Source organism: Streptomyces sp. NBC_00539, assembly GCF_036346105.1.
Classification (GTDB): domain Bacteria; phylum Actinomycetota; class Actinomycetes; order Streptomycetales; family Streptomycetaceae; genus Streptomyces.
The window spans coordinates 5,290,908-5,314,482 of record NZ_CP107811.1; the positions used below are offsets into that span (position 1 = coordinate 5,290,908).

A 23,575-nucleotide genomic window follows, 5' to 3' on the forward strand; every position below is an offset into this window, starting at 1 on the left:
CGTGCTGCGTACGACGGGCCGGGCCGGCCGGGACTCAGGCCGGCCCGGGACCTGTTGAGCGCACCGCGGCGAGGGCCGCCCGGACGCTCGCCTCGATGTCCCGGATCGGGTAGAACACCTCGCGTACCGTGCGCTCCCGGTCCACCACCAGGGTCAGCCGCTTCATCCGGCTCACCCCCGCCGCCCGGAAGGTCGGCAGCCGAAGGGCCGCCACCAGCTCCAGCCCGGCGTCTGAGAGCAGCGGGAACCGCAGCCGCTCCGCCTCCGCGAACTCCCGCTGCTCGTCGGGGCGCTGGGTGGACACCCCGTGGACCGTCGCCCCCGCCGCGGTGAACTCCGCCAGCTGGTCGCGGTACGTGCACGACTCCAGCGTGCAGCCCTTCGCCCCCGGGATCCCCGCCCAGCCCGGAGGGTAGGACTCCGCGCGGGCGTACGCGCCCGGGAAGCAGTACAGGACGGTGAACGGCGTGTCGGCCACCGGGTCGCGCAGCTCCCCGAAGCGGTCCGGCAGCAGCAGGTCCGGCAGTCGCGTGCCGCGCAGCGCGTGCACCCGTACCGCCTCGCGCGAGGCTTCGTCGGTCGTCGCCGTCATCTCTCCCTCTCCGAGGATCCAGGTGTCGCCCCAGTCCTGGAGGGCGACCAGTACCGGCAGCAGGCCCCGCCCCCGCGGGGTCAGCCGGTACTCGTGCCGTACCGGGCGTTCCTGGTACGGCACGCGCACCAGCACCCCGGCTTCCACGAGCAGTTTCAGCCGCTCGGCGAGCACCTTGCGGGACATGCCCAGCTCGCGTTGGAACTCCTCGAAGCGGTGCACGCCGCGCGCGGCGTCGCGCACGATCAGCAGCGTCCACCAGTCCCCGACGACGTCGAGGGCCTGGGCGATGGAGCAGTCCGCGTCGCCGAGGGCGGTGCGCTGGGCCATGGGAACTCCTTTGTCCGTTGACCCGAGGCTGCCATGCTGACATAGTCCGTTCCCAAAAGGAACTGACTCGGGGGTGGCTGTGCCGCAGGGGATCAAAGACGTGCCGAGAACGGTCTGGCTGCTGGCCGCGGGGGTGTTCGTCAACGCCGTCGTCAGCTTCACGTTCGTCTTCGTCTTCCTGTACCTGTCCGGCCCGCGCGGTCTGGGCGCGGCCCAGGCGGGGATCGTCGTCGGCATCGCAGGCGTCGGCATGGTCGCCGGGAACTTCACCGGAGGCTGGTACGGCGACCGCTTCGGCCACCGCCGGGTCCTCTTGGCCGCGGCATGTCTCGGCGGCCTCACCCTCATGGCCTTCCCGCTGCTGTCCACACCGCTGCTGTACGCCGCCCTGCCCGTGGCCCAGTACGCCTCAGGCGTGATCCGCGCCGCCAACTCCGCGCTGGTCGCCGTCACCGTGCCCGAGGGGGCCCGCCGGCAGGCCTTCGCCGTGGTGCGCTGCGTCTCCAACGGGGGCTTCACCGTCGGGCCGCCGCTGGGGGCCCTCGTCGCGAGCGCCTTCTCCTACGACTGGCTCTTCGTCGCCGACGGGATCGGCACCCTCCTCTTCGCCGTCTGGACCGCCCGCGTCGTCCCGGCCCGCGGCGCCTCCTCCCGGGCTGCCGCGGCCCCGCACGGGGGTGGGGGCCGCGGCATCAGGGGCGAGTTGCGGGCGAGGCCGGCCGTGCTCGTCCTGCTCGTGGCGATCTTCGTCACCGACCTCGTCTACCGCCAGCAGTACGGCACCTTCCCGGTCTTCCTCGCCGACCACGGCCTCGACGTCAGCGCGTTCGGGCTGGTCATCGCCCTCAACGGGGGAGTCGTCCTGTTGCTGGAACTGCCCGCCGCGCTCGCCCTGCGCAACCGGCCGCCGCTGCCCGTCATCGCCGCCGGGCTGCTGTTGGTCGGCGCCGGGTACGCCGCGCTGATGGCCGGGGCGGGCGCGGCGAGTGCCGTCACCATGATGGTGCTGGTGAGCCTCGGGGAGATCCTCTACAAGACCACCGCCACCGCCTACGTCGCCGACCAGGCGCCCGAGCACGCGGCCGGGCGCTTCCAGAGCCTGTACGCCGGGGTCTCGGTCAGCGGGGTCGTCCTCGGCGCACCGTTGGGCGGAGCGCTGTACTCCGCCGCGCCCGGCCTGCTCTGGCCCCTGTGCGCGGCGCTGGCGGCGGGCGCCGGAGCCGCGGTGTTCCGGGCGTCGGCGCGGCAGGTGCGACGGGAGGGCGCGGGCCGGGGCGACGGCCGCGGCGCCGGGGGCGACACAGCGCGCCCGGCACATGAGACCGGTTCGCAACCGCAGGCCCTGGCCGGTTAGGTTTCGGATATGACTGCTACGCGTACCACCGGCGCCGTCGCCGCCGGACTTGCCACCTTCGCCGCCGACGGCACCGTCCTCGACACCTGGTTCCCCGCCCCCGAGCTGGTCGCCGAGCCCGGCCCGGCCGGCACCGAGCGCCTCACCGCCGAGCGGGCCGTGGAGCTCCTGGGCGAGGCCGCGGCCAAGGCCATCGGGCCGGACGCGCGCCGCGGCGTCGAGGTCGTAGCCGTCCGCACCGTGATCGCCTCGCTCGACGACAAGCCGCTGGACGCGCACGACGCGTACCTGCGCCTGCACCTGCTCAGCCACCGCCTGGTCAAGCCGCACGGCCAGAACCTGGACGGCCTCTTCGGCCTGCTCGCCAACGTCGCGTGGACCTCCCTGGGCCCGGTCGCCGTCGACCAGGTGGAGACCGTCCGGCTGAACGCCCGCGCCGAAGGCCTGCACCTCCAGGTCACCTCGATCGACAAGTTCCCGCGGATGACGGACTACGTCGCCCCCAAGGGCGTGCGCATCGCCGACGCCGACCGGGTCCGCCTCGGCGCGCACCTCGCCGAGGGCACCACCGTCATGCACGAGGGCTTCGTCAACTTCAACGCCGGCACGCTCGGCACCTCCATGGTCGAAGGCCGCATCTCGGCGGGCGTCGTGATCGGCGACGGCTCCGACATCGGCGGCGGCGCCTCCACCATGGGCACCCTCTCCGGCGGCGGCAAGCAGATCATCTCGATCGGCGAGCGCTGCCTGGTCGGCGCGGAGGCGGGCGTCGGCATCGCGCTGGGCGACGAGTGCATCGTCGAGGCCGGCCTCTACGTGACCGCGGGCACCCGCGTCACCCTCCCGGACGGCCAGATCGTCAAGGCGCTGGAGCTCTCGGGCGCCAGCAACATCCTCTTCCGCCGCAACTCGGTCACCGGCGCCGTCGAGGCCCGCCCGAACAACGCGGTCTGGGGCGGCCTGAACGAGGTCCTGCACAGCCACAACTGATCCGGCACCACTGATCGGCACAACCGGTCCGGTTCCGGCCGGTACGCGCGAACGCCCTCCCACACCCCCGAGCGGGGTGGGAGGGCGTTCGCGCGTGACCGGGTGGTCAGTGGAGGGCGATGGTGCGGACCAGGCCCGCGAAGGCCCGTTCCTCCTCCTCGGTCAGCTCGACCGTCTCCAGCGGGTGGCCGGCCGGGCCGCGCTGGCCCGGGATGGCCGCGAGGCCCTCGCGCACGCCCGGCTCCGGCGGGTGGAACCGGCCGTCCCACAGCATGCGGCCGAGGCCCATGACCCAGACCAGCGCGGCCACCAGGAGTACGGCCAGGCCGATTTCCCGGGCGAGGGAGAGGGAGGGGAGCACGCGGTCCTCCGGGGGTGCGGGCGGACGGGATCGGGCGTGGGCCGGGCGTCTGCCCGGCGCGGGTGGAGCGGCCTGGCGGTGGTCACCCTTGCGTCAGGCGTGGGGACACTCAACACCACAACCCGCCCCGAACGGGTACGGATGTGGCGAGCGTCACGCCAGGGGTGAAAGTCCCCATCTCGCCGCCCGCCCGCCCGGTCCGCCGGCCGGGAGAACGGGCGGACGGGCCCGGCACGTCGCGATCCGGCCCCCGTGCGGGGCGGGCGGCCCGGGCGGGAGAGCACACCCGGCCGCCCGCGGTCCGCGGTTACGGGCGGAAGCGCAGCACCTGCGGGTCGTGGTCGCTGTTCTGGGCGGAGAACTCGGCGTTGATGTGCACGCTGTCGTACCAGAAGTTCTTGACCGCCGGGCTCGTCAGGATCTGGTCCAGCACCTGGGCGTTGCCCTGGTAGACGTAGGAGTAACGTTCCGCCTTCGGCAGCGACTTGATCGCCGAGTACAGCACGCCGCCGTCCTCCAGCGCCTTTGCCGTACCCGAGAACTCGAAGTCGTTGATGTCGCCGACCGCGAGGACCTCGGCGTTCTTCTCCGTCGCCAGGATCTCCTTGACGAAGCCGTTCACCGCCTGCGCCTGGAGCAGCCGCTTGGTCTCCGAGGACCGCACCGGCGGCTGGTGCACCGAGGTCAGACCCTCGTCGCCGCCCTTCGAGGCGAAGTGGTTGGCGATCACGAAGACCGTCCTGCCGCGGAAGACGAACTCGCCCGCCAGCGGCTTGCGGCTGTCGGCCCACGCCGGGTTCGCCGGGTCGATCCGGCCGGGGGAGTGGGTCAGGGCGGCGTGGCCCTTCTCCGACATCACGCCGGTCGCGGTCGTGGAGTCGCCCGCCGCGCGGTCGGTGAAGGAGACGCGGGCCGGGTTGAAGAGGAACACCTGGCGGATGTTGCCGCCGGGCTCGCCGCCGTCCTTGTTGTTCTCCGGGTTGATGGTCCGCCACTGGTAGGCCGGGCCGCCCGCCGCCGTGATGGCGGCGGTGAACTTGGTCAGCGTCTGCTCCGCAGAGACGGTGCCGTCGTTCTTGGCGCCGTTGTCGTCCTGGATCTCCTCCAGCGCCACGATGTCGGGGGAGGCGAGGTTCTCGACGACCGCCTTCGCCAGGTTGTCGAACTTCGTCTGCGGGTCGGACGGGTCGAGGTTCTCGACGTTGTACGTCGCCACCGCCAGCTCGCCCGGCGCCTGCGCCTTGGTCTTCTCGGGGGCCAGCGTGCCCGGCCGCACCTGCCCGAGGGTGCGCGCGACCAGCGTGTAGCCGCCGAACTGGTTGAAGTCGAGCGGGCCTTCGGTGGTGCCGGTCAGCTTGTCGCCGACGTTCGCCACCGGGAAGGGCTGCTGGGCGAGGGGCGCCAGCTGCTGGATCTGGAGCCGGCCGGTGTTCTGGGACTCGTAGGAGCCGTAGAGCGTGCCGCCGCGCTTGGCGGTGTTCTCCCAGCCCTTCACCGTCACCCACAGCTCTGCGTAGGGGTCGGTGGCGCCGACGACGCGCGAGGTGCCGATGGCGACGTTCATGCCCTCAAGGGACTCGTAGTAGTCCAGGGCGTACCGCGAGGGGTCCAGCGCCAGGCCGTTGATGCTGCCGCCGGCGGCCGCGTCACCCGCCGGGGCGTACTCGGCGGGGACGCTGTACTCGTTGATCGCGACGGCCTCGGGCAGCGCGTTGCCGGAGGACACCACGGTGACGGCCGGCTTGGAGATCTGGGTGACCGACTGGTTGCCGGAGGAGACCCCGCCCGGGACGTACTCGCCGACCGTGCCGTTGACCTTGACGGCGTCGCCGACCGCGACGGTCGGCACCGAGCTCGTGAAGACGAAGACGCCCTCGCTGGTGGCGGCGTTGTCGTCGGCGTCCGGGTCCTGCATCCAGAAGCCGCGCGAGCCGTACGTGCGCACGCCGGTGACGATGCCCTCGACGCCGGTGACCTGCTTGCCGGCGAGCGGGGATATCCGGGTGGTGCCCTGGATGTCGTGGATGCGTACCGGATCGGCGGACGCGGCGCCCTCGGCCGCGTCGGCGGAACCCGCGAGCAGGCCGGTGGCCAGGGCCGTGGCGACGAGGGCCGCGATGGCGGCGGAACGGGGGTGCGTGGAGCGCATGGGCAGGAACTCCGGTGTGTGGAGGAGGGGGAACCCGGGGAATCCGGGGGCTCCCGGAATCGTGTGGAGGGGTGGTGCTCAGGTCTTCGCTACATCTACGCGCGTCAATTTCCTGCGTGAGGCGTGAAGTTGTCAAGGTCTCCAGGGAAGACGGCACCTGACTGTGGGATGAACCAAAGGCGTTGGCCCCCTGGCCGTGCCCGATATGCGTCTACGCTGGGCGTCGCCGTCCGGCCGACGGTCCCACCGCGTCCACGAGGAGAACCGCCCCATGTCCGCAGAGCCGCACCCCACGCTGCCGCCGGTACGGCTGCACTCCGATGCGGAACTGGCCCGCGACGCCCTCGTCGCACCCCTGTTCGCCCGGGCCGTACGCCTCGCGCGCTGGGCCGGCCCCGACACGCGCGTCGAGGTCGGCGGCGAACTGGCCGCCGACCAGCTGCCGCAGGCCGCGGCCGCACTCGGACTCGACCCGGGCGACCCGGACGGCCCGGTGCACGCGAGCCAGGCCTGGCGGGTCGCCGTGGACACCGGCCTGGTGGACGTGACCGAACCCGAAGAGGACGCGGACGGGACCGGTCCCGTGACCGGTCACGGGACCGCCGAGCCCGGCGAGGACCTCGCGCTGATCACCGGGGGCGCGCCCGGCGACGTACTCGACCTGTGGCTGGCCGCCCTGGACACCGTCCTCGCGGACGCGGCCGTCCCCGACCTGGACGACCTCGTCGACGCCCTGGACGACGGCGGGGACATCGACTTCGACCGCCTCGACTGGAACCCGGCGCGCGAGGCGGACTTCCTCGACGGGGTCCTCGCCAACCTCTACCTGCTCACCGCCTCCGAGGGCGGCGCCGGGGAAGGCCCGGTGCCGCTGCCCGTCCTCGCCGCTTCGATGGTCGTCCCGGACGACATGGGCGACCCCACCGACGCCGTACTGGAACAGGTCTCCGACGCGATGATGCGCCTGGACGACCAGTTCCGGCAGCTGGAGCCCATCGGACTGGTCGAGTTCCGGCCCGTGGACGAGGAGCTGATGGCCGAGGCGGGCGACGAGGAGATGCTCCCGGACCCGGCCGGGGCGGACGAGGAGGACATCGCGCGCTACGGGATGGTACGGCTGACCGCCCTCGGCCTGTACGGCGTCCGCGCCCGCATGCGCGAAGCGGGGGTGGAGGCGCCCGCCATCGGTGAACTGGCCGACAAGGGTGCGGACGCGCTGCTGGCGGCCGTCTCCCACTACCCGGAGCACGCGGCGCAGGCGGAGATCGAGCAGTGGCTGGCCGGGCGCGAGCCGGCGACGGCGGTGGCCGAACTGCTGGAGGCGGCCCGGGGCGACGACGAAGGGGCCCCGCTGCGCCGGCTGCGCTGCCAGCAGGCCCTCGCCCCGGCCGGACCCGAGGCGGAACCCGCGGTCCGGGCGGTGCTGGACGATCCGCGCCTGGGCGGGCTCGCGCGGGTGTGGCTGGCCGAGCGCGGGGCGAAGGACGTACCGGCACCGGACGGGGCGATGGTGTTCTGGCTGACGGTCGACACGATCGCGGCGCAGCTGGCGGCGGACGGTGAGGCGGAGGAACTGCCGCTGCTGATGCAGAGCCTGACGGGCCACCACGCGGGGTTCTTCGACGAGGTCTGGCGGGTGGAGCACCCGGCGACGGCGGAGGTCCTGGAGGCGATGGGCCGGCTGCACCCCGACAAGAAGGCGGCCAAGGAAGCCAAGAAGGCGGCGTTCAAGGCCCGCTCCCGCCCCCGCCGCCGGTGACGCGCCGCGCGGGCGACGGGCCCCGGTCCTGACGGCCCCGGTTCTGACGGGCCCCGTTCTGACGGGCCGGGGGCGACCCGGCGCCCGGGTCGCCCCCGCTCCGGCGTTCCAGGCGGGGCCCCGCCCCGCCGCCGAGGGGCCTACAACACGCCGATCACCGGCCGGAGTTCGCCATTCCGGGCTGTGGCCAAGGGTCAGTCGGTTTTCGGGGGTAGTTCAGCCGCCGTTCACGTGCGGGCGGGAGCGTGTGCGCCGACGACCGTACGACAGGCGCACCACCGCCCACCCCTGGAGCCACGATGTCCCTCAGCCGTAGAGACTTCACCGCCCGCACCGTCATCGCCGGCGCGGGAGTCGCACTCACCGGGACCGTCGGCGCCCTCGCCACCGCCCCCGGGGCGCTGGCGGCCGACGACACCGCCCGGCAGGACGAGCACGGCCGCCCGCACGAACCCGGCTACGGCCCGCTCGTCTCCGACCCGGCCGGGATCCTGGCCCTTCCGGCCGGGTTCGCCTACCGCGTCATCACCCACAGCGGCGTGACGAAGCTCGACTCCGGCGAGATCACCCCCTCCAACCACGACGGCACGGCCGCCTTCGAGGGCCACCGCGGGGTCACCCTCCTCGTCAACAACCACGAGCTGAAGGGCCCCCGCTCGGGCTGGGCCCACCCGGTCCCCCTGACCGAGGGCCTCGTCTACGACCCGGCGGCCTCCGGCGGCTGCACGGTCGTCGAGGTCCGCCGCGGCGGCGAGGTCGCCGAATGGGTCGGCATCGCCGGTACGTCCACCAACTGCGCGGGCGGTGCCACCCCCTGGGACACCTGGCTGACCTGCGAGGAGACCGAGGACCTGGCCGGCAAGAACGGGATGACCAAGGACCACGGCTACGTCTTCGAGGTCGACCCGCACGACCGCCGCGCCAACCGCGACCCCGAGCCGGTCAAGGCGTTCGGCCGGTACGCCCACGAGGCGGTCGTCATCGACCCCCGCCAGGGGCACGCCTACCTGACCGAGGACGCCTCCGGCCCCAACGGGCTGCTCTACCGCTGGACCCCGCCGAAGGGCTTCCACCACGGGCGCGGCAAGCTCCGTACGCTCGCCCCCGACGCCGGCGTGCTCGCGGCGGCCAAGTGCTTCGACAGCACCGGGCGGTTCGTGGACGACCTCTCGCGGGCGACGCAGACCGGCACCGTGTACGGGGTCGACTGGGTGGAGGTGCCGGACCGGGACGCGCGCACGACGTCGGTCCGCAAGCAGTTCGGGGCGGACGCCGTGACCCGGGCGCGCAAGTTGGAGGGCATGTGGTGGGCCGACGGGGGCGCGTACTTCGTCTCCTCCTACGCGCGCTCCGAGAGCCCGGGCGCCGCGCACGACGGCCAGGTGTGGTTCTACGACCCGAAGCGGCGCACGATCCGGCTGATGGTCCTGCTCGGGGTGAACGCGGACCCGTCCAAGGACGGCGCCTTCGACGGGCCCGACAACATCACGGTGTCCCCGTACGGCGGACTGGTCATCGCGGAGGACGGCCAGGGCGTCCAGCACCTGCTCGGTGCGACGGAGTCCGGCCGCACCTACCCGCTCGCCCGCAACGAGATGAACATGGGGACGGCCGAAAGCCCCGAGTACTCGGAGTTCACCGGCGTCTGCTTCTCACCGGACGGGCGCACCCTGTACGCGAACATCCAGGAGCCGGGGATCATGCTGGCGATCACCGGGCCCTGGCGGCGCACCCGCTGACAGGCGCGCCCCGGACGCCGGGCGGCGACGCCGGCGGACGGCCGGGCCCTTGCGGCCCGGCCGGCTACCGGCCCCTACAGGGCCGGGGCGGCCTCCGCGCGGGAGGCCGCGGCCCATTCCTCAAGCAGGAATTCGTATGCCTCGGAGGGCCACTCGTCGTCCACCCGGGTCTCGACGAGGTGCCGGATCGCCGCGTTCGCCTCTGCGGCGGACGGGCGGGCCGGACCCGCGGGCTCAAGTGTCTTCTGCATGAGTACAAGGCTACGGGCGGCCACTGACAGTCACCCCCCATTTAGGGGTGGCATCCCTCACCCGGCCCGGCCGCCGGTTGCGCAATGTGGCCGCCCACCTGCTCAGAGTGCCTCAGCGGCCGGTTTGACCATGCCCCGCACTGTGCGGGACTTCACAAAGTCACCCATGGCCGTCATCTCCCACTCGCCGCTGAACTGCTTGATCAACTTGGCCATCATGACGCCCGTCTGCGGCTCCGCGCCGGTGAGGTCGAAGCGGACCAGCTCCTCGTCACTCGCCGCATCGATGAGGCGGCAGTAGGCCTTCGCCACCTCGGTGAACTTCTGGCCCGAGAAGGAGTTGACGGTGAAGACCAGGCCGGTGGCCTCGGCGGGCAGCCGGCCGAGGTCCACGACGATGACCTCGTCGTCCCCGGCACCCTCGCCGGTCAGGTTGTCGCCCGAGTGCTTGACGGCTCCGCCGAGGATCGAGAGCTTGCCGAAGTAGCAACTGTCGATGTGGTTGCGCTGCGGGCCGTAGGCGATGACGGACGCGTCGAGGTCGATGGCCCGGCCGCCGAACGCCGGCTCCCAGCCGAGGCCCATCTTCACCTGGGAAAGCAGCGGGCGGCCCCCCTTGACGAGGGAGACGGTCTGGTTCTTCTGGAGGCTGACCCGCCCCTTGTCGAGGTTGATCTTCCCGGTACCGGCGGGTGCGGCTGCCGGCGCCGGCGGCGTCAGGGGCGCCGCGGGCGCCGCCGCGGGCATCGGCGGGGCGACGGCGGGGGCCGCGGCGACCGGCGGGGCGGTCGCGGCGGGGGCGGCCGCGGGGGGCTCCTCGTCCACCGAGACCCCGAAGTCCGTGGCGATGCCGGCGAGGCCGTTGGCGTACCCCTGGCCCACGGCGCGCACCTTCCACACGCCGCCGCGCTGGTACACCTCCACCACCACGAGGGCGGTCTCCGCGCCGAGCTGCGGCGGTGTGAACGTGGCGATCACAGCGCCGCTCGCCGCGTCCCGCACGGTGGCGGTGGGTTCGATGCCCTGGAAGGTCTGCCCGGCGGCGTCCGGGCTCGCCGTCACCACGATCCGCTCGATGCCCGGGGGCAGGGCGGCGGTGTCGACGGTGATCGAGTCCGGCGCCGAGCCGCCGCCGGACCGGTAGTCCACGCCCGGTCCGGACGGCTGGTTGTAGAAGATGAAATCGGCGTCGGAGCGCACCTTGCCGTCCGCCGTGAGGAGGAGCCCCGAGACGTCGAGACGCACCGGGGCAGCCACGTCGACCGTCACGCGGACGGTGTGGAGCGGCAGGTTGGAACCAGGGGTCATAGCGGTCATGCCCGGAGAACGACCGGCACCGCTTTGCCGTTCCCTTACCCTCGCAGGATTCTCAGCCCCGGTTGCGCGGGTGGTCGCGGGCCGCGCGCTCGTTGCCGAACTTGTAGGAGCCGGTCCAGCGGGCCATGACCAGCTGGGCGTCGCCCGACTCCACCTCGGCGAGGAACTTCTCGGCCCGGGCCCCCCGCAGGGTGCCCGCGGCCCGGCCCCGGTGCGTGACGACGACGCGGTCGCCCTGTCTCTCGTACGTGAACCCGTGCGGCTTCGGCATGGGCGGCAGCCTGCCGGGCCCCGGGGCGGGGCGGCAACGCATTTGTCCGCCGTCAGGCCCCCGTGACCCGGCGCGGAAGTCCCAGCGGGTCGTCCTCGCGCAGCTCCGGCGGGAGCAGGGCGTCCGGCACCGACTGGTACGCCACCGGCCGCAGCCACCTCTCGATGGCGGTGGCGCCGACCGAGGTGGAGTGCGAGGTCGCCGCCGGGTACGGCCCCCCGTGGTGCTGGGCCGGCGCCACCGCGACCCCGGTCGGCCAGCCGTTCACCACGATCCGCCCGGCCAACGCGGTGACCTGTCCGATCAGTTCGCCGGCCGGCCCGGCCGCGCCCCCGGTCTCGGCCGCCGAGAGCTGGAGGGTGGCGCTCAGGTTGCCGCCGAGCCGCCCCAGCACCTCGGCCGCCTCGGGTCCGGCGTACCGGACGACGACGCCCACCGGGCCGAAGCACTCCTCCAGGAGCACCTCGTAGGACGGGCCGCCGTCGAGGAGGGTCCGGGCCGGCACGGTCAGGTACCCGGCCGCGACGCGGTGTTCCCCGTCCGGGCCCGGCGGGACGGGCGCCTCGACCCCGGGCAGGGCCGACCGCTCCCGGACCCCGGCGACGAAGGCGTCCCGCATCCGGTGGTCCAGCAGCACCCCCGGACCGGTCTCGCCGAGCGCCTTGCCGAGCGCCGCGGTGAGGCGGTCGCCGTCCGGACCCTCCGGGACGAGGGCGAGACCCGGCTTGACGCAGAACTGGCCGACCCCGAGCGTGAGCGAGCCCGCGAGCCCCGTACCGATCTCCTCGGCCCGCTCGGCGGCCGCCGCCGGGGTGACCACGACGGGGTTGAGGGAGCCCAGTTCGCCGTGGAAGGGGATCGGCACGGGCCGGGCGGCGGCCGCGTCGAACAGGGCCCGCCCGCCCCGGATCGAACCGGTGAACCCGGCCGCCGTGACGAGCGGGTGGCGGATCAGCTCCAGCCCCGCCCCGAACCCGTGGACGACGGAGACGACCTCGGCCGGCAGCCCGGCCCGCACCGCCGCCCGGCGCAGCAACGCCGCGCACAGCTCGGAGGTCGCCGGGTGGTCCGGGTGCGCCTTGACGACCACGGGGCAGCCGGCGGCCAGGGCGCTGGCGGTGTCCCCGCCGGGGACGGAGAAGGCGAGCGGGAAGTTGGAGGCGGCGTAGACGGCGACCACGCCCAGCGGCACCTTGTAGCGGCGCAGTTCGGGGCGCGGCGGGCTCAGCGACGGATCGGCGCGGTCGATGCGGATGTCGAGGTAGGAGCCCTCGTCGACGGCGTCGGCGAAGGCCCGCAGCTGGCCGGTGGTGCGGGCCAGCTCCCCGGTGAGGCGGCCGGACCCGAGCGCGGTCTCGGCGTCGGCGGCTTCGGCGACCTCGTCCGCGGCCCCGTCCAGCAGCTCGGCGGCCCCGCGCAGGAACGCGGTGCGGGCGGCGCGGTCGGCCAGTGCCCCACGGGCGGCGTGCGCGGCGCGTACGGCCTCGTCCACGTCCCGGGGTGTGGCCTCCACCGCAACCCGGCCGAGCTGCTTCCCGGTGCGGGGGTCCACACTCCAGACTGGTGTTGCTGCCATGGCGCACTGCCTCCTGGATCTACGCCGACCCGAGCGGTGTCGTTCAGTATTCTGAACACCGTTCCGATGGATGAATGATCACATCCAGCGTGGACTCTATTTCCGCGTCTTCCCGGTTGACAAGGGAAACGAGACAAGAGGGGCACGAACGCCGATGACCACAGGTGGGCCCGGGGCGCCGGGGGACGGAGTGGCGCAAGCGGTCGGTCCGGGAGCTCCGGCGGCCGTCAAGTCGGCCGTGCGCACGGTCATGTTGCTCGAGCACTTCGCGGCGAGGCCCGGGCTGCACAGTCTCGCCGACATCCAGCACGACCTCTCGCTCCCCAAGTCCAGCCTGTACATGCTGCTGCGCACGCTGGTGAACCTGGGCTGGGTCGAGACCGACGCCACCGGCACCCGGTACGGCATCGGCGTGCGCGCCCTGCTCGTCGGCAGCTCCTACATCGACGGCGACGAGGTCGTCGCCGCGGCCCGGCCCACCCTGGACCGGCTCTCCGACGACACGACGGAGACGATCCACCTGGCCCGGATGGACGGGACGAGCGTGGTCTACCTCGCGACCCGGCAGTCCCAGCACTACCTGCGGCCCTTCACCCGGGTCGGGCGCCGGCTCCCCGTGCACTCCACGGCCCTCGGCAAGGCGCTGCTGGCCACCCACACCGACGACGAGGTGCGCGCACTGCTGCCGCGGCGGCTGGAGGCGGTCACCGAGCACACCCTCACCGACCGGGAGCGGCTCGTGGACGAGCTGGCGCTGGTGCGGGAGCAGGGGTACGCGGTCGACCGGGAGGAGAACACCCTCGGACTGCGCTGCTTCGGCGTGGCGGTGCCCTACCGGACCCCGGCGCGCGACGCGGTCAGCTGCTCGGTGCCGGTCGCCCGGCTGACCCCGCAGCACGAGCAGACCATCAAGGCGGCCCTGTTCGAGGCCCGCGACCGGCTGTCGGTGGTGACGCGCCGGATGTGAGGCGCGCCCCCGCGGCCGGCGAATCATGAGGAAAGGCTGAGAACCCGGCCACAATCGGGGCAGAGCGGAACGCCCGAGGCCGCTCGTACGTCTTTCCGGGGGATGAACAAGACGATCAGGCGCGCGTCGGTCTTCTGTCTGCTTCTGGTGGCGGCCCTCTTGGTACGGGTCACCTGGGTGCAGGCGTACCAAGGCCAGGCGCTCGCAGACGACAAGCACAACCGGCGCAACCTCATCGGGCAGTACGAGAACCCGCTGGGGAACATCATCGTGGGCGGCGAGGCGATCACCGGCTCGGTGAAGACCGGCGGCAAGGACTTCCAGTACAAGCGCACCTACGTCGACGGCCCGCTGTACGCGCCGATCACCGGCTACAGCTCCCAGGCCTACGGCGTGAGCATGCTGGAGGGCGTCTACAAGAACGTCCTCAACGGCTCCGACAGCCGGCTCAAGACGCCGATGGACATCCTCACCAACAAGCGCGCCTCCCGGGGCAACGTGCTGACCACCATCGACAAGGGCGTCCAGAAGGCGGCCTACGACGCGCTGCAGGGCAAGCAGGGCTCCGCCGTGGCCATCGACCCGGCGACCGGCCAGATCCTCGCGATGGTCAACAACCCGTCCTTCGACCCGGGCCGGATCACGGGCGCCACCGACGAGCAGGCCTGGAAGGAGCTCTCCGCCGACCAGGGCAAGGCGATGGAGAACGTGGCGCTGCGCAAGCCGCAGGCCCCCGGCTCCACCTTCAAGCTCGTCACCATGGCGGCGGCCATCGAGAACGGCCTGGTCTCCGACATCGACGCGCCCACCGGCATCCCCGGCGCGTACACGATCCCGGGCACCCGCACCGCCCTGCCCAGCGAGGCCGGCAACGACGGCTGCAACAACGTGTCCGTGCGCACCGCGCTCCGGCTGTCCTGCAACAACGTCTTCGCCGAACTGGCCTCCAAGCTCGGCCAGGACAAGATGCGGGCGATGGCGGAGAAGCTGGGCTTCAACAAGGAGACCGCCACCCCCGTCACCGCCCGGCCCGCCAGCAAGTACCCGTCGCAGAAGATGTCGGTCGACCAGGTCGCACAGACCGGTATCGGCCAGTTCGACGTCCAGGCCACGCCCCTCCAGATGGCCATGGTGACGTCGGCGATCGAGAACGGCGGCAAGCTCGTCGCCCCGCACGTGGTCTCGGAGGTCACCGACTCCGGCGGCAACGTGCTGGAGAGCTTCAAGGACCCCAAGTCGGACCAGGTGATGAGCGCCAAGACCGCCTCGATGCTCCAGGACGCCATGCGCACCGTCGCCACGCAAGGCGGCGGCAAGCCGGCGCAGGTGGCGGGCGCCGAGGTCGGCGGCAAGACGGGTACCGCGCAGCGCGGCGTGAACAACAGCCTGCCGCCGCTCGCCTGGTTCACCTCGTACGGGAAGCTCGACGGCAAGCAGATCGCCGTGGCCGTCGTGATCGAGAACTCGGACACCGACCGCTCCGAGATCGGCGGCGGCAGGCTGGCCGCCCCCATCGCCCAGAAGATGATGGCGGCGTGGCTCAAGAAGTAGCCCCCTGCCGTGCGGGGAGCCGCGCCGGGAACCGCCACGGTTCCCGGCGCGTTTCCTTTTTCATGATCAGGACCGCACACGTCGACGATCTCGACGCCATCGCCGCCCTGCACACCCGGGCACGGGCCACCTACTACCAGGGCCACATCCCCGAGGAGGAGTACGGGGGTCAGGCCGAGCTCGCGCGCACCCGCGAGGGCTGGTGCCGTGCCCTCGCCCGGACCGCCTCCGAGGGCGGGATGTTCTGCGCCGAACAGGACGGCGTCCTCACCGGCGTCGCGGCGTTCCGCACCGACGAGGGGGAAAGCGTCCTCACCCAGTTGCACGTGGACCCCGCCCACTGGCGCCGCGGCACCGGCGCGGCGCTGCACGCCGCGTGCCTGGACGCCTGGCGCCGGGCGGGCATACGCCGGGCCCGGCTGGAGGTCTACGGGCACAACCTGCGCGCGCAGTCCTTCTACGCCGCCCACGGCTGGCGCCCGGACCCCGGGGTCCCCCGGTCCGGCACGCACGTCACGCTGTGGCTGAGCGTGGGAGCCCCGTCCGGGGAATGAGACGTTCCGGCAGATGGTTGAAGGGGAAACCGTCCGGTCCCGCCGACCGGGAGGCTCCCGAGAGAAGAAGGATCATGCGCGTAGAGATATGGGCCGATGTCGCGTGCCCGTGGTGTTATGTCGGAAAGGCCCGCTTTACCAAGGGGCTGGCGGGATTCGCGCACCGCGACGAGGTGGAGGTCGTCTTCCGGTCCTTCGAGCTCGACCCGAACGGTCCCAAGGGCGTGACCGTGCCCGTCGTGGAGATGCTGGCCGAGAAGTACGGCCGGACCCTCGACGAGGCCCGCGGCATGGAGGAGCACGGCGCCGCCAGTGCGCGCGGCGAGGGACTGGAATACCGGGTGGAGGGCCGCGACAACGGCAACACCTTCGACATCCACCGCCTGCTGCACCTGGCCGCAGCCCGGGGCCGCCAGGAGGAACTGCTCGACCTGGTCTACCGCGCCAACTTCGCCGACGAGCGCAGCGTCTTCGACCCCGAGGTGCTGGTGGCGCTCGCCGTCGAGGCCGGGCTGGAGGAGGCGCAGGCCCGTACGGTCCTCGCCGACGACCACGCCTACGCCGAGGACGTGCGCGCCGACGAGCGGGAGGCGGCCGAACTGGGCGCGAACGCCGTACCGTTCTTCGTCCTGGACCGCCGTTACGGCATCTCCGGCGGGCAGCCCGCCGAGGTGTTCACCCAGGCGCTGGAGCAGGCGTGGGCCGGCCGCGAGGTCACCCCGCCCGAGGCGGAGGGCGGCGAGGCCTGCGAGCCCGACGGGGAGTGCGCCGTCCCCCGGGCGTGAGCCGTCCGGGCGTGCGCCGTCCGGGCGTGAGCCGTCCTCCACACGTGGGCCGTCGGGTTCAGGCGTAGGCCGTTCTCCCGGCGTACCGGGCATGGACGCCGGCCCAGCCCTGGCGCAGAGTGGAGGGCATGGACCTCCCCGCCCTCAGCGCCGAGTTCGCACACTCCACCACCTACCTCAACACGGCGAGCTGCGGGGTGCTCCCGCGCTCCGCCGTCGCCGCGGTCCGGGCCCTGGCCGAGGCGGCCGGGGCCGGGGACCCGGCCGGATTCGGGGACTTCGACCGGGTGGGCCGGGTGCGGGCCGCCTTCGCCCGGCTCGTCGGCGTGCCCGTCGAGCGGGTGGCGCTCGGTTCCTCCGTGGCGACGCACGTCGGCCTCGTCGCGGCCGCACTCCCCGCCGGAGCCGAAGTCCTCTGTCCCGAAGGGGACTTCGCCTCGGTGATGAACCCCTTCGTGGTGCGCGACGACCTCAAGGTCCGGTTCGCCCCGCTGGAGTCGCTCGCCGAAGCCGTCGGCCCCGGCACCGCGCTCGTCTCGCTGTCCGCCGTACAGTCCGCCGACGGCCGCAGCGCCGACCTCGCGGCGGTACGGGCCGCGACCGCCGCCCACGGCGCGCGGATGCTCGTCGACGCGACCCAGGCCGCGGGCTGCGTGCCCTTCGACGCCGCGCCCTACGACTTCACCGTCACCGCGGGCTACAAGTGGCTGCTCGGTGCACGAGGGGCCTCGTACCTCACCGTGTCGGAGGAGGCCGAGGACACCCTCACCCCGCTGCACGCCGGCTGGGTGGCGGCGGAGTCCGTCTGGGACGCCACCTACGGGCCGATGCCCCGACTGGCCGCAGGGGCCCGGCGCTTCGACGAGTCCCCGGCCTTCCTCGGCTACCACGCCGCCGAGCCCTCGCTGGCGCTGCTGGAGCGGATCGGCGTCGCCGCCGTCCACGCGCACGACACCGCCCTGGCCGACCGCTACCGGGCCGGCCTCGCGCGCCTGGGCCACGAACCGGTCGCGGGCACGACCCCGATCGTCACCGTCCCCGGCCTGGCCCACCGCCAGCCCGCGCTGGAGGCCGCGGGCATCGTCACATCGGCCCGCGCGGGCGGCCTGCGGGCCTCGTTCCACCTCTACAACACCGAAGCGGACGTCGACCGGCTGCTGGACGTCCTCGACGGCTGACCCGCCCGCCGCGGCCGGCCAACGGGCCGCCTACCAGGCCCCGGCCGCCGCGGCGAGCGCCGGGGCGGGGTCGACCGACAGGGCCGAGGCCAGGGCGGTCAGGGCCGCCCGCACCGCGTCCGGCGAGGCCGCCGGACCGTAGTGGTTGACCCGGACCATCTCCCGGGCCAGCGCCCCGCCGCCCGCCGCGAGCGGGGCCGCCGGGTCCGCCGCCAGCGCCTTCGCCACCACGGAGGAGGCGTCCGCCACCCGCAGGGTCGTCGCCACCGGCGCCGCCTCCACCGCCACCGGGACGTACGGGGCCACGCCCAGCGCCGTCGCACCCGCACGGGTCGCGGCGGCCGCGGCCGCGTGCCGGCCCGTCACCGCGGGCAGCCCCTCGGCGGCGATCCGGTCCAGGCAGGCCTCCAGCGCCAGCATCTCCAACTGCGCGGGAGCGTGCAGCAACGTCGTGCGGCCGGCGTCGATCCATCGCTCCTTCCAGTCCAGCAGCGACAGGTACGAGCGCCGGGGCGCGGCCGGGTTCTCCGCGAAACGGGCCCAGGCGCGCTCCGAGACCGACACCGCCGAGACGCCCGCCGGGCCGCCCATCGCCTTCTGCGCGCCGATCACGCACAGGTCCACGCCCCACGCGTCGGGGAGCAGCGGCTCCGCCCCCACCGACGCCACCGCGTCCAGCATGAAGAGCGCGCCGTGGGCCCTCACGGCCTCGCCGATCTCCGCGACCGGGTTGGTGTTGCCCGTCGCGGCCTCGGCGTGCACCAGCGACACGAAGTCGGTCCCGGGGTGCGCGGCCAGCGCCTCGGCGACCTGCTCCCCGGTGACGGCGGTGTGGAACGGCACCGCCAGGTCCACCACCGTCGCCCCGCAGTCGCGCAGCCAGTTGCCGAACGTGGTCCCGTACGGGCCCGTCACGATGTTCAGCGCGGTCGAACCGGGACGGGCCCCCGAGCGGATGCACGCCTCCAGCGGCAGCAGCGCCTCGCCCTGCGTGACGACCACGTCCTGGCGGGTGCCGAGCAGCTCGGCCACCCCGCGCTCGATCGACGCGAAACGGTCGGCGGTCAGCGGCGGGAGGCCGAGCAGGGGGTGGGTCACGGCGGTGCTCTCTTCGTCCGGGGTCACCGGCCGAGCCTACCCAGCACGGACGTAAGGTGCCGCCATGAGCGATGCGCGTGAGGTGGGCGGAGCGGGCCGGGCCGGCGGCGGGTCCGAGGGCGAAGTGCTGCACGTCAAGGGGCGGGTGCTGGTCGGACCCGACGACGTACGCGACGAACTGTGGGTGATCGGCGGCCGGATCTCCTACGAGCGGCCGCGCGCCGCCCGCGAGATCACCACGGTCACCGGCTGGACCCTGCCGGGCCTGGTCGACGCGCACTGCCACGTGGGCCTCGACGCCCAAGGCCCCGTCGACGCCGAGACCGCCGAACTCCAGGCGCTCGCCGACCGCGACGCCGGCACGCTCCTGATCCGCGACGCCGGATCACCCTCGGACACCCGCTGGATCGACGACCGCGAAGACCTGCCGAAGATCATCCGGGCGGGCCGGCACATCGCCCGGACCCGCCGGTACATCCGCAACTACGCGCACGAGATCGAACCGGCCGACCTCGTGGAGTACGTGGGGCGCGAGGCGCGGCGCGGCGACGGCTGGGTCAAGCTGGTCGGCGACTGGATCGACCGCGACGCCGGGGACCTGACCGCGTGCTGGCCGCGCGCGGAGGTCGAGGCGGCCATCGCCGAGGCGCACCGCCTGGGCGCACGCGTCACCGCACACTGCTTCGCCGAGGACTCGCTGCGCGACCTGGTCGAGGCGGGCATCGACTGCATCGAGCACGCCACCGGACTCACCGAGGACACCATCCCGTTGTTCGCGGAGCGCGGCGTGGCCATCGTCCCGACCCTGGTGAACATCGCGACGTTCCCCAAGCTGGCGGCCGGCGGCGAGGCGAAGTTCCCGGCCTGGTCGGCGCACATGCGGCGGCTGCACGAGCGCCGGTACGACACCGTGCGCGCCGCCTACGACGCGGGGGTCCCGGTCTACGTCGGCACCGACGCGGGCGGCTCCCTGCCGCACGGCCTGGTCGCCGCCGAGGTCGCGGAGCTGGTGAAGGCCGGGATCCCGGCGTCGGACGCCCTCTCGGCCACCGCCTGGGCGGCCCGCGAATGGCTCGGCAGGCCCGGCCTGACCGAGGGCGCGCCGGCGGACCTCGTGGTCTACGGCTCGGACCCGCGGGCCGACGTCGGGACGCTGGCGCAGCCGCTGCGGGTGGTGGTCGACGGGGGCATCCGGGCGTGAGACCGGGGTGTGCCAGGGGGAACTCCCGTTCTCCCCGGGGCCGATGATTCGCACCCTTGCTCGGAAACCACCCTTTGGGGTGAAGTCGCGTCAGGTGTGCCTTCGTTCACCCACACTGCTTAAAGAATCCGGGAGTCGAAGCCGTCGGCGTGCGCGATGTCCCCCATTGGCCGCGCGGCGGCACCCAACTCCCCGGGGGTTCCACCACCTTGAACAGCAACACCTTCCGCATGCCCGCGGCCGCCCTGCTCGCCACGGGGGCGGTGGCCCTGCTCACCGCGCCGCCCGCCTCCGCCACCGGCGGTTCCGGGACCGGCCCGGCGAGCGAGGGCAGGGCCGGCGCCGTCGTCCTGCGCGCCGGACTCGACGTCGGCCTGCTGGGCAAGGCCGTGCACGTTCCGCTCCGGGCCACCCTCAACGAGGTCAGCGCCCCCGCGGCGACGGCCGAGAAGACCGCCCTCACGGTGACCGTCGACGGGGCCGAGCAGGGCAGGCCCGTCAGCGTCCTGCGGGCGGACGCGGCCACCGCCGAGGCCGGCGCGGACTCCCGGAGCGCGCAGGCGCGGTCCCACCTCGCCAAAGCCGAGGTACACGTGCCCGGACTGCCGCTGCTCTCGCTGATCCAGGTCGAGAACGTCACCTCCAAGGCCGTGTGCGAGGCCGGCCGCAAGCCGGTGGCCACCTCGAACGTGCTCGGCGCCGTCACCGTCCTCGGCAAGAAGGTGACCCTGTCGGCGGGCGGCCCCACCAAGGTCGAGGTCCCCGGGGTCGGCCTGGTCAACCTGGAGCTGTCCGGTACGCAGACCACCTCCACCACGGCCGCGGCGGCCGCGCTCCGCCTCAAGGTGTCGGTCAACCCGCTGAAACTGAACGTGGCACAGGTCGACGGCGAGATCGTCCTGGCGGAGGCGCACTGCGAAGCCCCGGCGCCGGGCGCCCCCGCCGACGTCAAGACCCAGACGGTGCCCGGCGCCACGACGCCCGTGAAGGCCGGTCTCGCCGCAACGGGCGGCAGTTCGGCGACGCCCTACGTGGCGGGCGGGGCGATGCTGCTGCTCGGCGTCGGCGCGGGCGCGCTGGTCCTCACCCGGCGCCGCAAGACCTCGTAGCCCCGCATCCGTCGGCCGGCGGCCCGTCAGCGGGGATCCGTCAGCGGGTGGCGTGCTCCAGCCCCTGGGCGCTCGCGCCGCGGGAGGTCACGGCGGCGGTGACCTGCTGGTCGACCCGGGCGTATTCGCTCCGCTTGTCGGCGGTGAGCGAGCCGTCGGCGGCGGCGCAGGAGGTGCACACGACGCGGAACGGAGGCCCCATGTCCGAGTACTGCGTGAGGTATTCGGCCTTCACCACCTCCCAGCGGCCCGGGTGCGCGGCGGCCGGGGCGAAGGTGAAGCGGGGCACCGAGGACATGTTGCCGCGCAGCTGGGCGGGCTCGTAGAAGCTGGCGATCTGGTCGCCCATGCCGTAGACCACCCATGTACCGTTGATCTTCTCGTAGGGCTGCGGCACGTGGTTGTGCGTTCCGATGATCAGGTCGATGTCGGGGAGCCCGTCGGGGGCGCGGGAGGCGGTGAGGGCCTGGGCCAGGTCGCTCTGCTGCCGGTCGGGCGCGGTCTGCCACTCCGTGCCCCAGTGGACGCTGAGGACGACGACGTTCGCGCCGGCCGCGCGGGCGGCCCGGGCGTCGGCGATGATCCGGTTCTGGTCGATCAGGTTGACGGACCAGGGCTTGCCGGACGGGAGCGGTATCCCGTTCGTCCCGTAGGTGTAGTCCAGCTGGGCGACCTTCGCGCCGCCCGCCGTGAGGACGGCGGGCGTCTTGGCCTCGTCGGCCGTGCGGGCCGAGCCGACGTGCTTGACGCCGACGCGGTCGAGGTGGTCCAGGGTGCGGGCCAGGCCGTCGTAGCCGGCGTCGAGGGTGTGGTTCGAGGCGGTGGAGCAGCTGTCGTACCCGGCGTCCTTGAGGGCGTCGGCCAGCTGGTGCGGGGCCTTGAAGGCGGGGTAGCCGGTGTAGGGGCCGCCGGGCGGCCCGTATGGTATCTCGTGGTGGCATATCGCCAGGTCGGCGGCCAAGACGAGGGGCTTGACGCCGGCCAGTATCTTGCGGAAGTCGTGGCTCTGGCCGGTGCCGTGGGCGTCGTCCGCCGCGCGCTGGATGATCGAGGGGTACGGGATCAGGTCCCCGGTCGCCACCAGGGTGAACGGCTTGCCCCCGACCGCGGCCGGCGCGTCCCGCCGGGGCTCGGCCCCGAGCCGCTGCTCGGTGGCGCCCCCGCCGCCCTTGCCCATCACCACGGGCACGGCCCACACGGCCCCGCCCACCAGGACCAACCCGCCCAGTCCCGCGCCTATCTTCCCGAACGCCTTCACCCTCGCACCCCCGTGATCACTACTCCTGCCCCGTGATCCTCCCGCACCCGGCCGCAGCCCGCCATGCGACCCCCGCCGCACCGGCCCTCCGCGGCGGCCCCGGACGGGCGAAGCGGTTACCGCCGAGGGACCTCCGGCCCGCCGGCGCCGTTCGGCGTGGGGCGAGCGGGCGGCCCGGTTCCGACCGGCGGGCGCAATGCACGGCGCTGCCCCCCGTCGACGGGCGGGGCCGGTGTCGGGCCGCCCGGCGGCGCCGACGGATGCGACCCGGCACCGGCCGGCCCTACCGCCCTCAACGGCAGCGGCCGGGCGCCGTTCGGCACGTGGCATGCACCCTGACGCCGGGCCGGTTGCCCCGGCCGGGTGAGGCAGGGCCGGCCCTGCTGCGGAGTCGCCGGCCGCCCGGCGCCGAGGGCCGTGCACCAGCCTCCGCTCCGGCTGCGCGGGCGTGGCCCACGAGCGCGGTGCGGCGCGCAGCGGGCCCGCGGCAAGCGGGCCGGCTGCCCGGCCGACGGGGCGGGCCGAGCCACCTCGGTGGTCCGGGTGGCGCGGATCGGCGGGGCGGGACGACCGCCCCGAATGGCCCGCCGGGGGGCGTCCCCGGTACGGGGGCGCGCTGCCCGGTCCGGCCGCGTCGAACTGCCCGAGGGTGAGGTCACGTCTCGGTCGGCGAGCGCACCTGGCCCGCGCGGAACGTGAACATGAGGAACCCGCACGCCGTGGCGTTCGTCGAAAGCCTCGACGACGCCGGAAGCCTGTTCACCGCCCCGCCGTTCAGCCCGGCGTCCGCCTACCCCACCGGGGTCAACGTCGAGTTCGTCGTCGACCGGGGCCCCGGCAACCCGTACACCACCGGCGGAGCCGCCGACTGCGACGAGGAACGCGTCGACCCCACCCGGCCCGGCTGGCTGTCGCGGCTGCTCGACTGGCAGCAGTCCGCGCCCGACCCCGACACCTTCTGGACCGTCCTGCGCGCCGAACTCGCCCAGGACCGGGAAGTCACCGTCTTCGCGGTGGACGGAGCCGCCGCCCCGCGCACCGGCCGGTCCGGTCGGGTCAGTTGGCCCCGCCGTTGAGGTGGACGCCGCCGAGCATCCGGCCGAGGGGCAGGTGGGCGGCGCGGGCCGCAGGGCGGGGACGGTCCGGTCCGGCGCCCCGCCCGACGGCGCGACCGGGGAGGCGCCG

Annotated in this window: 20 protein-coding genes and 2 pseudogenes; 13 read left to right on the forward strand and 9 right to left on the reverse strand. The window is 73.8% G+C overall.

From position 1 onward, the window contains the following. Positions 1–34: 34 nt before the first annotated feature. The gene (locus OG861_RS23730; RefSeq protein WP_329194252.1) at positions 35–922 is read right to left on the reverse strand and encodes a winged helix-turn-helix transcriptional regulator; all 888 of its coding nucleotides are present in this window, start codon (positions 920–922) and stop codon (positions 35–37) included. Between the two features lie 91 nt (positions 923–1,013). On the opposite strand from OG861_RS23730, the gene OG861_RS23735 reads away from it, so the two are divergent. Together OG861_RS23735 and dapD are read left to right on the forward strand one after the other, a co-directional pair. Beyond that, positions 1,014–2,276, forward strand: coding sequence for an MFS transporter (locus OG861_RS23735; protein ID WP_329202098.1), 1,263 nt, complete (start codon positions 1,014–1,016; stop codon positions 2,274–2,276). Positions 2,277–2,285: 9 nt separating this feature from the next. Beyond that, positions 2,286–3,266, forward strand: coding sequence for a 2,3,4,5-tetrahydropyridine-2,6-dicarboxylate N-succinyltransferase (gene dapD / locus OG861_RS23740; protein WP_329194250.1), 981 nt, complete (start codon positions 2,286–2,288; stop codon positions 3,264–3,266). Between the two features lie 106 nt (positions 3,267–3,372). Here dapD and OG861_RS23745 read toward each other — a convergent pair whose 3' ends face one another. Beyond that, the gene (locus OG861_RS23745) at positions 3,373–3,627 is read right to left on the reverse strand and encodes a hypothetical protein (protein WP_329194248.1); all 255 of its coding nucleotides are present in this window, start codon (positions 3,625–3,627) and stop codon (positions 3,373–3,375) included. Between the two features lie 307 nt (positions 3,628–3,934). Then, positions 3,935–5,776, reverse strand: a complete 1,842-nt coding sequence (locus OG861_RS23750; protein WP_329194246.1) for an endonuclease/exonuclease/phosphatase family protein — start codon at positions 5,774–5,776, stop codon at positions 3,935–3,937. 271 nt (positions 5,777–6,047) lie between these two features. Here OG861_RS23750 and OG861_RS23755 point away from each other — a divergent pair, with 271 nt between their 5' ends. Together OG861_RS23755 and OG861_RS23760 are read left to right on the forward strand one after the other, a co-directional pair. Then, positions 6,048–7,535, forward strand: a complete 1,488-nt coding sequence (locus OG861_RS23755; protein ID WP_329194244.1) for a hypothetical protein — start codon at positions 6,048–6,050, stop codon at positions 7,533–7,535. Positions 7,536–7,834: 299 nt separating this feature from the next. After that, positions 7,835–9,274 carry an alkaline phosphatase PhoX gene (locus OG861_RS23760; protein ID WP_329194243.1) on the forward strand — a complete coding sequence of 480 codons (1,440 nt, stop codon included), beginning with the start codon at positions 7,835–7,837 and terminating at the stop codon, positions 9,272–9,274. Positions 9,275–9,348: 74 nt separating this feature from the next. On the opposite strand, the gene OG861_RS23765 is transcribed toward OG861_RS23760, so the two are convergent. The 4 genes from OG861_RS23765 to OG861_RS23780 form a co-directional block, all read right to left on the reverse strand. Then, on the reverse strand, positions 9,349–9,525 hold the full coding sequence (locus OG861_RS23765) for a hypothetical protein (RefSeq protein WP_330261857.1): 177 nt from the start codon (positions 9,523–9,525) through the stop codon (positions 9,349–9,351). A gap of 102 nt (positions 9,526–9,627) precedes the next feature. Next, positions 9,628–10,842 (reverse strand): TerD family protein, encoded by a 1,215-nt coding sequence (locus tag OG861_RS23770; RefSeq protein ID WP_329194239.1) that lies wholly within the window; start codon positions 10,840–10,842, stop codon positions 9,628–9,630. 52 nt (positions 10,843–10,894) lie between these two features. Further along, entirely contained in the window at positions 10,895–11,113 is a 219-nt protein-coding gene (locus OG861_RS23775) for a hypothetical protein (RefSeq protein ID WP_329194237.1), read from the reverse strand. Positions 11,114–11,165: 52 nt separating this feature from the next. Beyond that, entirely contained in the window at positions 11,166–12,689 is a 1,524-nt protein-coding gene (locus OG861_RS23780; RefSeq protein ID WP_329194235.1) for an aldehyde dehydrogenase (NADP(+)), read from the reverse strand. 154 nt (positions 12,690–12,843) lie between these two features. Between OG861_RS23780 and OG861_RS23785 the strand changes: the two genes are divergently transcribed. The 5 genes from OG861_RS23785 to OG861_RS23805 all read left to right on the forward strand — a co-directional run bounded on the left by OG861_RS23785 (position 12,844) and on the right by OG861_RS23805 (position 17,724). After that, positions 12,844–13,656, forward strand: coding sequence for an IclR family transcriptional regulator (locus tag OG861_RS23785; RefSeq protein ID WP_329194232.1), 813 nt, complete (start codon positions 12,844–12,846; stop codon positions 13,654–13,656). Between the two features lie 102 nt (positions 13,657–13,758). Next, positions 13,759–15,207, forward strand: coding sequence for a peptidoglycan D,D-transpeptidase FtsI family protein (locus OG861_RS23790; protein ID WP_330261858.1), 1,449 nt, complete (start codon positions 13,759–13,761; stop codon positions 15,205–15,207). Positions 15,208–15,269: 62 nt separating this feature from the next. After that, positions 15,270–15,761, forward strand: coding sequence for a GNAT family N-acetyltransferase (locus OG861_RS23795; RefSeq protein WP_329194228.1), 492 nt, complete (start codon positions 15,270–15,272; stop codon positions 15,759–15,761). Positions 15,762–15,835: 74 nt separating this feature from the next. Continuing rightward, a complete protein-coding gene (locus OG861_RS23800; RefSeq protein WP_329194226.1) occupies positions 15,836–16,546 on the forward strand; it encodes a DsbA family oxidoreductase in 711 nt (236 codons plus the stop codon). A 128-nt stretch (positions 16,547–16,674) separates the two neighbouring features. Beyond that, the gene (locus tag OG861_RS23805; RefSeq protein ID WP_329194224.1) at positions 16,675–17,724 is read left to right on the forward strand and encodes an aminotransferase class V-fold PLP-dependent enzyme; all 1,050 of its coding nucleotides are present in this window, start codon (positions 16,675–16,677) and stop codon (positions 17,722–17,724) included. 30 nt (positions 17,725–17,754) lie between these two features. On the opposite strand, the gene OG861_RS23810 is transcribed toward OG861_RS23805, so the two are convergent. Beyond that, positions 17,755–18,822, reverse strand: a complete 1,068-nt coding sequence (locus tag OG861_RS23810) for a pyridoxal-phosphate-dependent aminotransferase family protein (protein WP_329202096.1) — start codon at positions 18,820–18,822, stop codon at positions 17,755–17,757. Positions 18,823–18,886: 64 nt separating this feature from the next. Here OG861_RS23810 and OG861_RS23815 point away from each other — a divergent pair, with 64 nt between their 5' ends. Both OG861_RS23815 and OG861_RS23820 read left to right on the forward strand, forming a co-directional pair. Then, a complete protein-coding gene (locus OG861_RS23815; RefSeq protein WP_329194222.1) occupies positions 18,887–20,023 on the forward strand; it encodes an amidohydrolase family protein in 1,137 nt (378 codons plus the stop codon). 209 nt (positions 20,024–20,232) lie between these two features. Beyond that, positions 20,233–21,132, forward strand: coding sequence for an SCO1860 family LAETG-anchored protein (locus OG861_RS23820; RefSeq protein ID WP_329194220.1), 900 nt, complete (start codon positions 20,233–20,235; stop codon positions 21,130–21,132). A gap of 40 nt (positions 21,133–21,172) precedes the next feature. Here OG861_RS23820 and OG861_RS23825 read toward each other — a convergent pair whose 3' ends face one another. Continuing rightward, positions 21,173–22,390 (reverse strand): CapA family protein, encoded by a 1,218-nt coding sequence (locus OG861_RS23825; RefSeq protein WP_329194218.1) that lies wholly within the window; start codon positions 22,388–22,390, stop codon positions 21,173–21,175. A gap of 627 nt (positions 22,391–23,017) precedes the next feature. Here OG861_RS23825 and OG861_RS23830 point away from each other — a divergent pair. After that, positions 23,018–23,226: pseudogene (locus OG861_RS23830) on the forward strand (diaminopimelate epimerase); the annotation flags it as partial. Continuing rightward, positions 23,227–23,412, forward strand: a pseudogene (locus tag OG861_RS34295) (hypothetical protein); the annotation flags it as partial. Positions 23,413–23,575 lie beyond the last annotated feature (163 nt).